Annotated in this window: 13 protein-coding genes; 10 read left to right on the plus strand and 3 right to left on the minus strand. The window is 73.7% G+C overall.

Annotation, left to right across the window (positions count from 1 at the left end; all coding sequences use genetic code 11):
* The first annotated feature begins 230 nt into the window (after positions 1–230).
* The 7 genes from Q6347_RS13160 to Q6347_RS13190 all read left to right on the plus strand — a co-directional run bounded on the left by Q6347_RS13160 (position 231) and on the right by Q6347_RS13190 (position 8,007).
* The gene (locus Q6347_RS13160; protein WP_304603212.1) at positions 231–1,640 is read left to right on the plus strand and encodes a rhodanese-like domain-containing protein; all 1,410 of its coding nucleotides are present in this window, start codon (positions 231–233) and stop codon (positions 1,638–1,640) included.
* 71 nt (positions 1,641–1,711) lie between these two features.
* Positions 1,712–2,320: a rhodanese-like domain-containing protein gene (locus tag Q6347_RS13165; protein ID WP_304603213.1), complete on the plus strand. Its 609-nt coding sequence runs from the start codon at positions 1,712–1,714 to the stop codon at positions 2,318–2,320.
* A gap of 16 nt (positions 2,321–2,336) precedes the next feature.
* Positions 2,337–3,203 carry a sulfite exporter TauE/SafE family protein gene (locus Q6347_RS13170; RefSeq protein WP_304603214.1) on the plus strand — a complete coding sequence of 289 codons (867 nt, stop codon included), beginning with the start codon at positions 2,337–2,339 and terminating at the stop codon, positions 3,201–3,203.
* A gap of 141 nt (positions 3,204–3,344) precedes the next feature.
* Positions 3,345–3,623: a metal-sensitive transcriptional regulator gene (locus Q6347_RS13175; RefSeq protein WP_171247119.1), complete on the plus strand. Its 279-nt coding sequence runs from the start codon at positions 3,345–3,347 to the stop codon at positions 3,621–3,623.
* Positions 3,624–3,758: 135 nt separating this feature from the next.
* The gene (locus Q6347_RS13180) at positions 3,759–4,874 is read left to right on the plus strand and encodes a GGDEF domain-containing protein (RefSeq protein WP_304607585.1); all 1,116 of its coding nucleotides are present in this window, start codon (positions 3,759–3,761) and stop codon (positions 4,872–4,874) included.
* A 55-nt stretch (positions 4,875–4,929) separates the two neighbouring features.
* Positions 4,930–6,534: a hypothetical protein gene (locus tag Q6347_RS13185; RefSeq protein ID WP_304607586.1), complete on the plus strand. Its 1,605-nt coding sequence runs from the start codon at positions 4,930–4,932 to the stop codon at positions 6,532–6,534.
* Between the two features lie 24 nt (positions 6,535–6,558).
* Positions 6,559–8,007, plus strand: a complete 1,449-nt coding sequence (locus tag Q6347_RS13190) for a family 20 glycosylhydrolase (protein WP_304607587.1) — start codon at positions 6,559–6,561, stop codon at positions 8,005–8,007.
* 19 nt (positions 8,008–8,026) lie between these two features.
* Here Q6347_RS13190 and Q6347_RS13195 read toward each other — a convergent pair whose 3' ends face one another.
* Positions 8,027–10,009: a dolichyl-phosphate-mannose--protein mannosyltransferase gene (locus Q6347_RS13195; protein ID WP_304603218.1), complete on the minus strand. Its 1,983-nt coding sequence runs from the start codon at positions 10,007–10,009 to the stop codon at positions 8,027–8,029.
* A 48-nt stretch (positions 10,010–10,057) separates the two neighbouring features.
* On the opposite strand from Q6347_RS13195, the gene rsmI reads away from it, so the two are divergent.
* The gene (gene rsmI / locus Q6347_RS13200; RefSeq protein ID WP_304607588.1) at positions 10,058–10,930 is read left to right on the plus strand and encodes a 16S rRNA (cytidine(1402)-2'-O)-methyltransferase; all 873 of its coding nucleotides are present in this window, start codon (positions 10,058–10,060) and stop codon (positions 10,928–10,930) included.
* Positions 10,931–11,003: 73 nt separating this feature from the next.
* Here rsmI and Q6347_RS13205 read toward each other — a convergent pair whose 3' ends face one another.
* Positions 11,004–11,513 carry an LURP-one-related/scramblase family protein gene (locus Q6347_RS13205; RefSeq protein WP_304603220.1) on the minus strand — a complete coding sequence of 170 codons (510 nt, stop codon included), beginning with the start codon at positions 11,511–11,513 and terminating at the stop codon, positions 11,004–11,006.
* 156 nt (positions 11,514–11,669) lie between these two features.
* Positions 11,670–12,242: an isochorismatase family protein gene (locus Q6347_RS13210; protein ID WP_304603221.1), complete on the minus strand. Its 573-nt coding sequence runs from the start codon at positions 12,240–12,242 to the stop codon at positions 11,670–11,672.
* Positions 12,243–12,346: 104 nt separating this feature from the next.
* On the opposite strand from Q6347_RS13210, the gene metG reads away from it, so the two are divergent.
* Both metG and Q6347_RS13220 read left to right on the plus strand, forming a co-directional pair.
* The gene (gene metG / locus Q6347_RS13215) at positions 12,347–14,143 is read left to right on the plus strand and encodes a methionine--tRNA ligase (protein ID WP_304607589.1); all 1,797 of its coding nucleotides are present in this window, start codon (positions 12,347–12,349) and stop codon (positions 14,141–14,143) included.
* Positions 14,143–15,075, plus strand: a complete 933-nt coding sequence (locus Q6347_RS13220; RefSeq protein ID WP_304603223.1) for a TatD family hydrolase — start codon at positions 14,143–14,145, stop codon at positions 15,073–15,075. The genes metG and Q6347_RS13220 overlap by 1 nt, the downstream gene beginning before the upstream one ends.
* Positions 15,076–15,092: the final 17 nt, after the last annotated feature.

A 15,092-nucleotide genomic window follows, 5' to 3' on the forward strand; every position in this document is an offset into this window, starting at 1 on the left:
GGGGCCCCTCCGAGCGCTCGGAGGGGCCCCGACGTGTGTCCGGGTGCGGTGTCGCCGAGGTTCCCGGGGTGGTTCCGGCCGGGTGCTGCGCACCAGGTCGTCGGGGCTGCTCAGGGGCAGTAGGGTCGAGAGTGACGCATACCCCGGGGGGTGTGACTTGAATACCCTAGGGGGTATGCGTCAGACTGGGGTCAACGCATTGCGGAACCGACCTCAAGGAGACACTTCCCATGCTGCTCGAACGGATCTACGACGAGGACCTCGCCCAGGCGAGCTACTTCATCGGGTGCCAGGCCAAGGGCGAGGCGGTCGTCGTCGACGCCCGTCGCGACGTCGCCGAGTACCTCGACCTCGCCCAGCGGCACGGCATGCAGATCGTGGCCGTGACCGAGACGCACATCCACGCCGACTACCTCTCCGGCACGCGGGAGCTGGCGGCCACCACCGGTGCCGACATCTACGTCTCCGGCGAGGGCGGCCAGGACTGGCAGTACGGCTTCGAGGCCAACCGCCTGTACCACGGCGACACCATCAGGATCGGCAACATCACCATCGAGGCGCGCCACACGCCGGGCCACACCCCCGAGCACCTCGCGATGCTCGTGACCGACGGTGCCTTCAGCGACGCCCCCGGCTACGCGCTCACCGGCGACTTCGTCTTCGCCGGCGACCTCGGCCGTCCCGACCTGCTCGACGAGGCCGCGGGCGGCGTCGACACCCGGTTCGAGGGTGCTCGCCAGCTCTTCGCCTCGCTGCGCGACGAGTTCCTGACCCTGGGCGACCACGTCCAGGTCTTCCCGGCCCACGGTGCCGGCAGCGCCTGCGGCAAGGCCCTCGGCGCCCTGCCCTCCACCACGGTCGGCTACGAGCGCCTGAACGCCTGGTGGGCGCCGTACCTGCGCGACAACGACGAGCAGGGCTTCATCGACGAGCTGCTGGACGGGCAGCCCGACGCCCACGCCTACTTCGGGCGGATGAAGCGCGAGAACAAGGACGGTCCGGCGCTGCTCGGCCCCCTGGCCCCGCTCGGCCGGATGGCCAACGACGACCTCGCCCGCCGTCTCGAGGCGGACGAGGTGATCTTCGTCGACACCCGCGACCAGCACGCCGTGCACGCCGGGACCGTCGCCCGCAGCCTCAACGTCCCCGGGATCGCCAAGGCGGCCAGCTACGGCGCCTGGGTCTACGACCCGGAGAAGGAGAACCGGCCGCTGATCCTGCTGGCCGAGGACCAGGCGTACGCCGAGGAGATGCGTGACCACCTGGTCCGCGTCGGCATCGACACCGTGGCCGGGTTCACCCCCGAGCTCGACGGCCTGCCGATGACCACGCCGCGGACGATCTCCCCGGCCGAGCTGGAGTCCTTCGACGCCACGCTGGTGCTCGACGTCCGCAACAAGACCGAGCACGCCGACGGCCACATCCCGGGCTCGAAGCAGCTCAGCGGCGGCCGTGTGCTGTGGAACCTCGACCAGCTGCCCGACGAGGGCACGATCGTCACGTACTGCCAGTCCGGCGTGCGCAACGCCGTGACCGCGAGCGCGCTGCGCCGTGCCGGCTACGACGTGGTCGAGCTCGAGGGCAGCTACGCGGGCTGGACCGCCTGGCGCGGCTCCCAGCGCGTCGCGCAGCCCGCGTGACCGCCCCGGCGACCCACGCCCCGTCCTCGACGCACGTCCCCCACCCCCTGACGAAAGGCACCACCTCACCGATGGCTTCCACCGCCACCGTCACCACGATCGAGCCCGGCGAGCTGAAGCAGCGCCTGGCCGACGACGAGCTGACCATCATCGACGTCCGCACCCCGGCCGAGTTCGAGACCGTGCACATCCGCGGCTCGTACAACGTGCCGCTGCCGCTGCTGTCCGAGCACACCCACGACCTCGCCGACCGCCTCGGCGGCCGCGTGGTGCTGGTGTGCCAGTCCGGCGTCCGTGCCGGGCAGGCGCAGGACCGGCTCTCCGCGGTCGGCCTGGCCAGCGCCGAGGTGCTGGCCGGCGGGATCTCCGCGTTCGAGTCCGCCGGCGGCGCCGTGGTGCGCGGCACCCAGCGCTGGGCCATGGACCGCCAGGTCCGGATGGTCGCGGGCTCGCTCGTGCTCGCCGGGTTCGTCGGCAGCAAGCTGATCCACCCGCGCGTCGGCTTCCTCGCCGGCGCGATCGGTGCCGGGCTGACGTACTCGGCCCTGTCCGACTCCTGCGCGATGGCCGCGGCGCTGTCCAAGGCGCCGTGGAACCGCACCGAGGTCAGCCCGACGGTCGAGAACACCATCCGGTCCATCCCGGTGGCGCCGCAGGCCGTCTCGGCCCGGGCCGCCTGAGCGGCGGGGGACGATCGTGGACATCACGACAGTGGCCGTGCTCCTGCTGGCGGTCGTGGTGGGCATCTCCCTCGGCCTGCTGGGCGGGGGAGGCTCCATCCTCACCGTCCCGCTGCTGACCTACGTCGCCGGCTTCCCGCCCAAGGAGGCCATCGCCGCCTCGTTGCTGGTGGTCGGTGTGACGTCGGTGACCAGCATGCTGGCCCACGCCCGCCGCGGCAACGTCCAGTGGCGCACCGGCCTGCTGTTCGGTGCGGCCGGGATGGCGGGTGCCTTCGCCGGCGGTCTCGTCGGCGGGCACGTCCCCGGCACGATCCTCATGATCGCCTTCGCGGCCATGATGATCGCGACGGCGGCCGCCATGATCCGCGGTCGCCGCAACGGCCGGGCGCCCGAGCACGACGGCACGCTGAAGGTCGGCCGGACCATCGTCGACGGGCTCGTCGTCGGGCTCGTCACGGGTCTGGTCGGGGCCGGGGGCGGCTTCCTGGTCGTCCCCGCGCTCGTCCTCCTCGGCGGGCTGCCGATGTCGGTGGCGGTCGGGACCTCCCTGCTGGTCATCGGGATGAAGTCGTTCGCCGGCCTGGCGGGCTACCTCACCTCGGTGTCCCTGGACTGGGGTCTCGTCGCGGCCGTCACGGTCGCGGCCGTGGTCGGCTCCCTCGTCGGAGCCCGGCTGAGCAGCCGGGTGCCCGAGGCGGCGCTGCGCCGCGGGTTCGGATACTTCGTCCTCGTGATGGGTGTGTTCGTCCTGGTGCAGGAGCTGCCGGGCGTCGGGGGCCTCGTGGTCGCCGTCGTCGCCGGCGTGGTCGCGGTCGCCGCGGTGGCGTGCCGCCTGGCGGGCACCCGGTGCCCCGTGCGCAGCCGGGTCGCGGCGCACTGACGCCACCCGGCCGCCACCCGCCCCGTCCCGGCCCGTCCGGGACGGGGCCTCCCGGAACGCCCCGGGGTGGACGTATCCTGACGTCCGCCCCGGGGCGTCCTCGTGTCCGGCGGCACCCGTCGACCAGGAGCGAACCGTCCGATGATCACTGCCGACCCGCAGACCCAGCGCCGCATCCTCAACCGCCTCAAGCGTGCCCGGGGCCAGCTCGACGGCGTCATCTCCGCCGTCGAGGACGGCGGCAGCTGCCGCGACGTGGTCACCCAGCTCGCCGCCGTCTCGACCGCGCTCGACCGGGCGGGCTTCGTCATCGTCTCCACGGCGATGCGCGAGTGCGTCAACGACCCGGACGGCACGGCCGAGGCCGAGGACGGGCTCACCGCCGAGGAGCTCGAGAAGCTGTTCCTCACCCTGGCCTGACCGCCGGCGGACGCCGCGTCGGGGCCGGCGGACGACGAGCCGCCACCTGACCGGTGGATGAACGACGGTGAACACTGCCGGAAGACTCAGCGACCTCGCCCCCGCCGCGCCTCCGCGGCTGCGATGCTCACGATCGTGCACGACGAGATCACAGAGGTCGCCCGCCACCGACAGGTCCGGGGCGGTGCCCGGCTGGCCGGCATCGTCGCCGACCTCGCCCGGCCCGTCACCGTGGTCGGCTCCTCGATGCCCGTGGGGCAGCTCGAGGTCATGTTCCGCAGTCCCGAGGTGACGTGCGTCGCCGTGCAGGACGACGACGGCGGGTCCCGCACGGGGCTCGTGGTGCGAGCCGGTCTGACGGCGGCGCTGACGGGCCGGCTGGGCTACGGCCGGGCCGTGCTGGAGCGACGCCCCGTCGCGTCCGTGACCGACTGGTCCCCGATGACGGTCTCGCCCGAGGACTCCGTCTCGACGGTCGCCACCCGCGCGATGGAACGCGACGAGGCGCACCGGTACGACGACGTCCTGGTGGCCGGGTCGCACTGGGCCACCGCCGCGACGGCGGACCTCATGCGAGCCCTCGTCGCGGCGCTGGCCGACCGGTCCACGCAGGACCCCCACACCCGGCTGCCCACCCGCGGTGCGACGTACCACTCGTTGTCACGGCGCTGCGAGCTGGTCCGGGGGTCGGCCCTGCGCGTGGCGCTCGTGCTCGTCGACGTGCGCGGCATGGGGGGCCTCAACGCCCTGCACGGGCTGCAGGTCGGCGACGACGTGCTGACGGCGCTCGCGCAGCGGCTGCGCACCGGGCTGCCCCGCGGGTGCGAGCCCGGCCGCGTCGACGGCGACCGCTTCGCCGTGCTCGCCACCCTCCCGGCGATGGACGACGTGCACGCCGCGGCCTCGGCGGACCAGCTGCGTCGGCTCGTGCTGGCACGGCTGACCGAGCCCGGCGACGACCTGCCGGTCCGGCCGGACCTGCGGTCGGCGGTGGTCTGGTCCGTCGCGGGCGCCGGGTCGCCGGACGAGCTCGTCGTCGAGGCGGAGTCGCGGCTCGCGCGGGACCTGGGGTCGCGCGACGGCGTCCCCGCCGTGCCGGACGGCCCGGGGTCGCCGTCACCCGCCCCGACCACGACGTCGTCGGGTGCGCCCGCGGTGACGCCGCCGACCCCCTCGGCGGCGCCTTCGCTCCTCCCGCGTCGCGAGCGGCGGGCCGGCGCCGCGAGCACGTCCGCGCCGCCGCTGGTCTGAGCCGATCCACCGGGTGCTGTCGACCCGGGGGCGCCGGATACGCGAAGATGTTCTGGTGCCTGCACGGAAAGCCCGATTCGTCCTGTCGACCCTGACCGTCGTGCTGCTCGCCGGTGCGTGCGGGGACGAGGTGAGCCCGCAGCCGTCCGACGGCCCGGCGGTGCGGACCGTGGTCCGCGAGCCGGCCTCGACGGTGCTGCTCGACTCGCCCGACCCGGCGGAGCTCGCGCTGACGGCGAGCCAGCAGATCTTCGAGCGGTCGCCGGTCGCCGTCGTGGCCGGGTCCGGGGCGGACCTGCCGGACGGGGCCGTCCGGGCCCTGCACGCCGCGGCCGCCGAGAGTCTCGGTGCCCCGGCGCTGCTCGTCGGGGGAGCGGTGTCCGACCGCGGGGTGTCCGACGAGCTGGACCGCCTGGGCGCCCGGGTCGCCGTCGTGGTCCGTCCGGGCGCCGACCCGGGGGAGGCGGAGAGCGCCTCGCCCGAGCCGCTGGCGGCGGAGGCGGCCCGAGCGGCCGGTGTCGAGGTGGTCACCCTGGAGACCCCCGCGCTGCTGCCGGGGAGCGACCCCGGCGTCGAGCCGCTGTCCGAGGACGAGGAGCAGGAGCTGCGTGACCGTGTCGACGCGGCGCTGGCGGACGGTCGGCCGTCCCCCGCGTCCTCACCCGCCGCGCGCCTGACCGAGGTGCTCGCCCTGACCGACCCGCGTCCCGGCCAGGAGGCCGCGATCGCCACCCTGCGCGCCGCGGGCGCCGTCGACCACGAGGTGCCGGGCGGGGACATCGCCGGTGCCCCGGAGGTCATCGAGCACGTGGACTCCGTCCAGGCGCTGGCCGTCGTCGGGGTGGGGCCGACCTTCGGCAGCGCGGAGGAGTTCGCGTGGCGGGTGGCCGCGGCCGAACGCGGCGAGCTGCTGCCGACCGGGACGCAGCAGCTGCTGCCGGCGCGGTACGTGAGCGTCGAGGGCGGTCGGCGTGACGAGCCGGCGGCGGTGGTCGACGCGGCGGCGGCCGCGGCCGACACCTACGCCGGCCTGGAGGGCGGGCCGGTCGTCCCGACGGTCGTCGTGCAGGCCAGCGCGGCGGCCGGCCACGAGGGGGAGGACGGCGACTGGGTGGCCGAGGAGCCGCCGGCCGAGCTGGAACCCCTGGTGGACGCGGCCCGGGACGCCGGCCAGTTCGTCCTGCTCGACGTGGGGGCCGGCATGTCCACCCTGCGTGAGGAGGTCGAGCCGCTGGAGGACCTGCTCGCGAGGCCGGGGGTGGGGGTGATGCTGCACCCGGAGGACCGGCGTTCCGACGGCGAGCAGCCTCCCGGACAGGTGTCGGCGGCCGAGGTGGAGGACGTGGTCCGCTATATTGAAGGGGTGGTAACTAATCACGGTCTACCCCCGACGATGGTGGTCCTGCACCAGACGCGACCGGAGTCCGTCGTCGACCGTGACCAGCTCGGCCGGACGGCCGCCGGCACCGAGGCGGTCGAGCTCGTCGTCGCCGCCGACCGGACCGGTGGTCTCACCACGACCGAGTGGGTGTGGGGGCGCGTGACCGACGGCCTGCCCGACGGGGTGCACGCCGGCTGGGCGGGCCCGGAGCCCGAGTACTACCGCTCCGTGGAGCTCGTGCCGACGGACCCCGCCCCGTTGCTCGTGACCGGTTCCTGACCGGCCGGGCCCGACTGGAGACCCATGCTGCTGCCCCTCATCCCGTGGCCCACCGACGTCGCCGGGACCGGTGACGACCCCGTCGCCGTCCCCGCGATCCGCGTCGACACCCCCGACCCCGCCGTGGCCGCGCTGGTCGCCGAGCAGGTCGAGGCCGCCGGCGTCCCGGTGTCCGACGACCCGGCGGAGGGACGTGCCGTGCCCTTCACGCTGCAGGTCGACCCGGCCGCCGGTCCGGACGGCTCGGACGCCGAGGAGCGGTACACGCTGCGGGTCGGCGAGGGCGAGATCCGTGCCACCGCCGCCGCGCCCGTCGGCCTCCTGCACGCCGCCCGCACGCTGCGCCAGCTCGTGACGCACCCCGCCACGGGCGGCGCACCCGTCGTGGCCCCCGTCGTCGTGCACGACGCACCGCGCTACGCCTGGCGCGGCCTGAGCCTGGACGTCGTGCGCCACTGGTTCGGCCCCGACGACCTCCGCGCCGTCGTCGACCTCGTCGCCTCGTTCAAGCTGCGCGTGCTGCACCTGCACCTGACCGACGACCAGGGCTGGCGCATCGAGATCCCCTCCCGTCCGGAGCTGGAGAGGGCCGCCGACCACCAGGTCGGCGGCGGCCCGGCCGGCCGCCTGACCGTGGACGACTACCAGGCGCTGCAGGAGTACGCCGCGGCGCGCCACGTGACGATCGTGCCCGAGTTCGACATGCCCGGGCACGTCAACGCCGCCACCCACGTCTACGGCGCGCTGACGTCCGACGGGGTGCCGACCGACGCCTACGACGGCATCGAGGTCGGGTTCTCGCGCCTGTGGTTCGACAACCCCGCCACCGAACCGTTCCTGCGCGACGTCATCGGTGACCTGGCGCGCATGACCCGCGGGCCGTGGGTGCACGTCGGCGGTGACGAGGTGCTGACCATGGAGGTCGCGGAGTTCGCGCGGTTCGTCGAGCTCGCCGCACGGATCGTGCGCGAGCACGGCAAGACGCCGATCTTCTGGCAGGAGGGGGCGCGCGGCCCGGTCGAGCCCGGCATGCTGCTGCAGTACTGGGAGCCCCGGGGCGAGGACCTCGACCGGTTCGTCGCGGCGGCCGAGGCGGGGGCCCGCTTCGTCATGTCACCGGGCGACCACGCCTACCTGGACATGAAGTACACCGCCGAGCACCCCCTCGGGCTGGAGTGGGCCGGCCACGTGGAGCTGCGCGACGCCTACGAGTGGGAGCCCACCGCGGTGATCGACGGGCTGCCGGCGTCCGCCGTCGAGGGTGTGTCGGCCGCGATCTGGACCGAGACCCTCACCACCCGGGACGAGCTGTTCTCCATGCTGCTGCCGCGGCTGGGCGCCGTCGCCGAGGTCGCCTGGACGGCCCCGGAGCGGAAGGACTTCGACGGGTTCACGGCCCGCACGGCCGCGTCGGCGCCGTCCTGGACGGCTGCGGGCTGGGCGTTCCACCCCACCCCGCAGGTCGCCTGGTAGGACCCGGAGCGACCTCGGGTCAGATCCAGTTCTGGAAGCGGATGATCTCGCGCCAGTAGTCGTACGGCACCGCCATCGCCGACCAGAACGGGTAGAACGCGACCGACACCAGGGTGATGAGCAGCACCACGACCGCGATCAACGCGGCGGTGCCGCCCTTGCCCTGACGCCATCGGGTGCGTTCGAGCGCGACGACCATCGGGTAGACCAGCGTCATGACGACGAACGGCGTGAAGACGATCGTGTAGAAGGTGAAGATCGTGCGGTCCGCGTACAGGAACCACGGCAGCCAGCCGGCGATCGTCCCGGAGATCACCGCCAGCGCACGCCAGTCGCGCAGCCAGATCCCCAGGGCGACCGTGACCACCAGCGCGATCGCGGCCAGGTACCAGAGCAGCGGGTTGCCCAGCGCCGTGACCGCGACCGCGCAGCCGCCGTCCGTGCCCGCCGGGCAGGCGCCGTCGCCCGCACCGAGCCGGTCCCAGTAGAAGGACGTCGGACGCCACTGCACGATCCAGCCCAGCGGGCCCGCCGCGTAGGCGTGCTCCGCGTCCAGCGTGGTGTGGAACTGGAACACCTGCTGGTGGTAGTGCCACAGGCTCGCCATCCAGTCGGGCAGCCAGGAGACGGCCTGTTCGGGGTTCTCCGCGGCCCAGTCGCGGTAGTAGCCCTCCGAGCCGGCGATCCACCGCCACCACGAGGCCACGTAGGTCAGCGCCGCGACCGGGACGATCTGCAGGAACGCCGGGACGGCGTCGGCGAGCGCCGAGTCCTCGAGCCATCGACCGATCCCGGCCCGACGTCGGGCCGTGACGTCCCACAGGACGGTGAGCAGCCCGAACGCCGCGACGAACCACAGCCCCGACCACTTCACGCCGCACGCCAGGCCCAGCGAGACGCCGGCCGCCAGCCGCCACCAGCGCATCCCGAGCCGCGGCCCGTACTTGTCCACCGTGCCGCCGGCGTCCAGGACGGCCGCCACCCGTGTCGCCAGGCGGCGGCGGGCCCACTCCCGGTCCAGCAGCAGGCAGCCGAAGGCGACGAGCACCCAGAACATGAGGAACTGGTCGAGCAGGGCGGTGCGCGAGTGCACGATCGCCTGCCCGTCGATCGCCAGCAGGAACCCGGCGACCAGGCCCATCGTCGTCGAGGCGAACAGCCGCCGTGCGATCCGGACGAGCAGCAGCACCGCCAGGATGCCGACGACGGCCGAGGCCAGACGCCACGCGAAGGGGTTCGCCGCCCCGCCGCCGGCCTCCATGCCCAGCCACATCATCCACTTGCCCACCGGCGGGTGGACGACGTAGGCGGCCTGGTCCAGGTAGGTGTCGACGTCGCCGGCCTCGAAGGCGGCGTTCGGGTCGTCCGGCCACTGCCGCTCGGTGCCCGAGCTGCCCAGGGTGTAGGCGTCCTTGACGTAGTACGTCTCGTCGAAGACCAGCGCGCCGGGCCGTCCGAGCTCCCACAGCCGGGCGACCGCGGCCACGAGGGTGACCAGGACGGCCCCCACCCAGCCGTGGAGACGGGCCGACCACGTCGCGCCGAGGCCCAGGCGCCGTTCGCCCAGCAGCCGGACGAGGAGAGCCCGCTCCGTGCCGCTCTCGGCACCGTCCGTCGTGCCCTGCGCGGCGTCGTCCGGGTGGTCGTCCCGGGCCGGGTCGGCCGTCGCCGACACCGTGGTGACGGTCGCGACCGCGGCTGCCGCGCGGCTCTCGGCGGCCGGCGTCATGCCGGTCTCGGGCCGGCGGGCCGGAGGGTCGGCGGGCGCGGACGCCGCGGCGTCGGGCGCGGACGTGGCCCGCCCCTCGCCGTTGACCGCGGGCGTGGACCCGGTCAGCGCCCGGAGTGCTCCCGTCACCGCGGGGATGCCGCGGGTGTTGGTGCGGCGGTCGTGCCCGTGGATCTCGCGACGGGACGGGTACTGGCGGTTCGGCGACCCCGTCGGGTCTTCCTCCGGCGGCACTCCGGTGTGGGCGGGGGCGTCGGGATCGTGGGCGCTCACCTCGGTCACTCTAGGGGGTCGACGACGCCCCGTGGGACAGTTGTCCCCATGAGTCGTGTCCCCGAGGCCGGGTCCGTCGTGCTGGCCGCCACCCCGATCGGCAACGTCGAGGACGCCTCACCGCGACTGCTGCGCCTGCTCTCCGAGGCCGACGTCGTCGCCGCCGAGGACACGCGGCGCCTGCACGCCCTGGCCGGTCGGCTCGGCGTCGAGGTCGGCGGGCGCGTCGTGTCGTACCACGAGCACAACGAGCGCGAGCGTGCCGACGACCTGCTCGACGTCGTCGCCGACGGCGGCACCGTCCTGGTCGTCACGGACGCCGGGATGCCGGCGGTGTCCGACCCCGGATTCCGGTTGGTCGCCCGGGCCGTCGAGCGGGGACTGGCCGTCACGTCGGCGCCCGGTGCCTCCGCCGTGCTCACCGCGCTGGCGCTGTCCGGGCTGCCCACGGACCGTTTCACGTTCGACGGCTTCGTCCCGCGCAAGACCGGTGACCGGTCGCGCTGGCTCGGCGACCTGGCCGGCGAGCGACGCACGATGGTGTTCTTCGAGTCGCCGCACCGCATCGTCGACACCCTGGCCGCCATGGCGGACGCCTTCGGCGCCGAGCGTCCGGGGGCCGTCTGCCGCGAGCTGACGAAGGTCTACGAGGAGGTGCTGCGCGGGCCGCTCGGGGAGCTGGCGGCGCTCGCGGCGGAGCGGGCCGCGGCCGGACAGGGGCTGCGCGGCGAGATCTGCGTCGTCGTCGGCGGGGCGCCGGCGCCGGAGGCTCCCGGCCTCGACGTGCTCGTGCCGCGCGTCCAGGAGCGGGTCGACGCCGGGGAACGGCTCAAGAGCGTCGTGTCCGAGGTCGCGGCGGCCGCCGGGGTCTCCAAGCGCGACCTCTACGAGGCCGCGCTGGCGGCTCGGCCCGCCCGCTGACCCCTCCGGCGGGTCAGGGCATCCCGGCGCGACTCAGGGCGACCCGGCGCGACTCAGGACGGGGCGCCGCGGGTCAGTCCCGTTCGACCCAGCGGTCGATCGCCCACACGACGGCCAGCGCCAGCCCGACGTCCACGCCGTCCACGACGTCGAGGGTGTAGGCGTCGCGGATGGTCACCCACTTCTGGGTGATCTGCACGACGTGCCGACCGCCGACGGTGACCGAGTAGTTCTTCTCGATGAACGACCCCTCGAGGCTCCAGGGCTCGCTCCCGGGCACCTCCATGGACATGCGGTCCTTGATGGGCGAGAACATCTTGGCGTGCAGCGAGGCGATCTCGGTGCCGTCGGCCCCGGAGATCGTCATGTGCTTGGGGATGCCGAACATCTTGCCGGTGACGGTGTACACCACCTGGCCGTCGCCGTCCTGGATGTCTGCCCGCGGCCGCATGCCGACCTTGCCGTCGACGAACCAGGACTGCTCGCCGGTGTCCGGGTCGAGGACGGCGAAGTCGCGGCCCACGCCGAACCTGCTCTTGAGGAGGTAGCGGGCCCAACCGGCAGGGGGCGGGGGCAGCGGCATCGGGACCTCCGGAGTCGACGTCTTCGCAACGTAGCGCGACGGGAGTGCCGGGGCACGCCGGAGGACGGGCACGCGCCCGGGGCCCTGACTCGCGGCGGGTCGCCCTGACTCGCGGCGGGTCGCCCTGACCCGCGGGTCGTGACCCTTGTCCCGGGGTCAGCGGGTCGAGGGCGTCAGCTCCACCCCGGCGGCCGCCAGCTCCCGGCGCGCCTGCTCGCCCAGCTCCGTCGAGACCGGCGCGGTGAGGTCGGTCAGCACGGTGGTGGCGAACCCCGACCGGACGGCGTCCAGCGCGGTGTGCTTCACGCAGTGCGACTCGGCCAGGCCGACGACGTCGACGGCGTCGACGTCCGCCTCGCGCAGCACCCGCTCCAGGGAGCGCCCGTCGGCGTCGGTCCCGTCGAAGCCGGAGTAGCCGTGGTGGTACTGGCCCTTGGTGATCGTCACGTCGGCGTCGAGGTCGGCGAGGGCCGGGTGCAGCCGGGCGTTCTCCGACTCCGCGACACCGTGCACCGGCCAGGAGTTCACGAAGTCCGGGTCGTCGCTGAAGTGCTCGCCGGGGTCGATGTGCCAGTCCTGCGTGGTGACGACCAGGTCGTAGCGGTCACGGTGGGCGGCGACGTAGGAGGCCACGTCCTGCGCGACGCGGTGGCCCCCGTCGACCGGGAGCTCGCCGCCCTCGCAGAACGTCGGCTGGACGTCGACGACGAGGAGTGCTCGCGTGCTCATGTCTCCACTCTGCCACCGTTCGCAACCCGTGAGGCCGTCCCGACGGGCGGGCGGCCGGTGAGACGCGACGGCCTCCGGGCGGCCCGGCCAGTAGGATTCGGGCCATGACCCACATCCTCTCGGCCGTGGCATGGCCCTATGCCAACGGTCCGCGGCACATCGGCCACGTCGCCGGCTTCGGCGTTCCCTCCGACGTCTTCAGCCGGCACATGCGGATGGCGGGTCACGACGTGCTGATGGTGTCCGGCACGGACGAGCACGGCACCCCGATCCTGGTCCAGGCCGAGCAGGAGGGCGTGACCCCGCAAGAGCTTGCCGACCGGTACAACCGCGTGATCGTCGAGGACCTGACCTCGCTCGGCCTCAGCTACGACCTGTTCACCCGCACCACGACGCGCAACCACTACGCCGTCGTGCAGGAGATGTTCCGCACCGTCCACCAGAACGGCTACATGGTCGAGAAGTCGACGATGGGTGCCATCTCGCCGTCGACCGGCCGCACGCTGCCCGACCGTTTCATCGAGGGCACCTGCCCGATCTGCGGCTACGACGGGGCGCGCGGCGACCAGTGCGACAACTGCGGCAACCAGCTCGACCCGATCGACCTGAAGAACCCCCGCAGCCGCATCAACGGCGAGACGCCGAAGTTCGTCGAGTCGAACCACTTCTTCCTCGACCTGCCGGCCTTCGTCGACGCGCTCGCCTCCTGGCTCGAGACGCGCACCGGGTGGCGGCAGAACGTGCTGAACTTCAGCCGCAACCTGCTCGACGACGTCCGCCCGCGCGCCATGACGCGCGACATCGACTGGGGCATCCCCGTGCCGCTCGACGGGTGGCAGGACAACCCGAACAAGCGCCTGTACGTCTGGTTCGACGCCGTCATCGGCTACCTGTCCAGCTCCATCGAGTGGGCCCGCCGCCGGGGCACGCCCGAGGCCTGGCGTGACTGGTGGACCAACCCGGACGCCCGGTCGTACTACTTCATGGGCAAGGACAACATCACCTTCCACTCGCAGATCTGGCCGGCCGAGCTGCTCGGGTACGACGGCGGCGGCTCGCACGGGGGGTCGCCCGGCCCGTACGGGTCCCTCCAGCTGCCCACCGAGGTCGTCTCCAGCGAGTTCCTCAACGTCGAGGGCCAGAAGTTCTCCTCCTCGCGCGGCGTGGTCATCTACGTGCGCGACATGCTGGCGCGCTACCAGCCCGACGCGTTCCGCTACTACGTGGCCGCCGCCGGCCCGGAGAACCAGGACGTCGACTTCACCTGGGACGGGTTCCTGCGCCGCACCAACGACGAGCTGGTCGCCGGCTGGGGGAACCTGGTCAACCGCACCGCGTCGATGGTGCACAAGAACTTCGGGGAGATCCCGGCCGCCGGCGAGCAGGCCGACGTCGACCGGGAGGTGCTCGCCACCACCGGTCAGGCGTTCGGCAAGATCGGTTCCCTCATCGAGTCCAACCGGCAGCGTGCCGCGATCGCGGAGGCGATGCGGGTCGTGGGCGAGGTCAACCGGTACGTCTCGGAGACCCAGCCGTGGAAGCTCAAGACGGACCCGGACCGGCTGTCCACCGTGCTGCACACCACCACCCAGGCGGTCAGCGACTGCAACACGCTGCTCGCACCGTTCCTGCCGCACTCGGCCCAGTCCGTGCACGAGGTGCTGGGCGGGACCGGCGAGTTCGCGCCGCAGCCGTCGCTCCAGGAGGTCACCGACCTCGACGACGACACGCGCCACTACCCGGTCATCACCGGCAACCACGACGGCGCCTACCGGTTCCCCGCCTGGGAGTCCGTGCCGGTGCGGCCCGGCACCCCGATCGGCAAGCCCACCCCGGTGTTCACCAAGCTCGACGACTCCATCGTCGAGGAGGAGCTGGAACGCCTGCGCGAGAAGGCCTGATGGGACGCAAGCGCGAACGGGGCTTCCCGCCGGACCCGGAGGCCCTGCCCGTCGCCGTGGTCGACAACCACACCCACCTCGACGCCATCGAGGACGTGCTCGACGAGCGCGCCCTCGACGGCGGCCCGGTCCCCACCGTCGCCGACCATCTCGAGCGTGCCGCGGCGGTCGGTGTCGACCGGCTGGTGCAGGTCGGCTGCGAGCTGCCGTCGATCGCGTGGACCGACGCCCTGCTGCGCGACCCGGAGCACGGGTCGCGGCTGCTGGGGGCCGTGGCGATCCACCCCAACGAGGCCGTGCTGCACGCCGGGGTCCGCGAGGTCGGTCCCGACGGGCTGGAGCCGTCGCCCCGGCCGCACCACGCGACGTCGCTCGACGACGCCGTGGCCCGGGTGGCCGAGGTCGCGCGGGCCAACCCGCGCGTGCGGGCGGTCGGCGAGACCGGGATGGACCTGTTCCGCACGGGCCCGCAGGGCGAGGTCGCCCAGCGGGAGTCCTTCCGCGCGCACGTCGCGCTGGCCAAGGAGCTGGGGCTCGCGCTGCAGATCCACGACCGGGACGCCCACGAGCAGGTGATCGAGGTCCTGCTCGCCGACGGCGCCCCGGACCGCACGGTCTTCCACTGCTACTCCGGCGACGAGCAGATGGCGGCGCTGGCCGCCGAGCACGGGTGGTACCTCTCGTTCGCCGGGCCGGTGACCTACCCGAGGAACGACCACCTGCGCGAGGCCCTGCGCACCGTGCCGCTCGAGCTCGTCCTGGTCGAGACCGACGCGCCCTACCTGCCGCCGCACCCGTACCGCGGCCGCCCCAACGCGCCCTACGTCGCCGGGCACACGGTGCGGGCGATGGCGGAGGTCCTCGACCGGCCGCTGGAGGAGCTCTGCCGCGCCCTGTCCGAGAACTCCGAGCGGGTGTACGGATCCTGGTGACCGCTTCCGTGCCCGGC

This window comes from Isoptericola sp. b408, assembly GCF_030588085.1.
GTDB lineage: Bacteria > Actinomycetota > Actinomycetes > Actinomycetales > Cellulomonadaceae > Isoptericola > Isoptericola sediminis.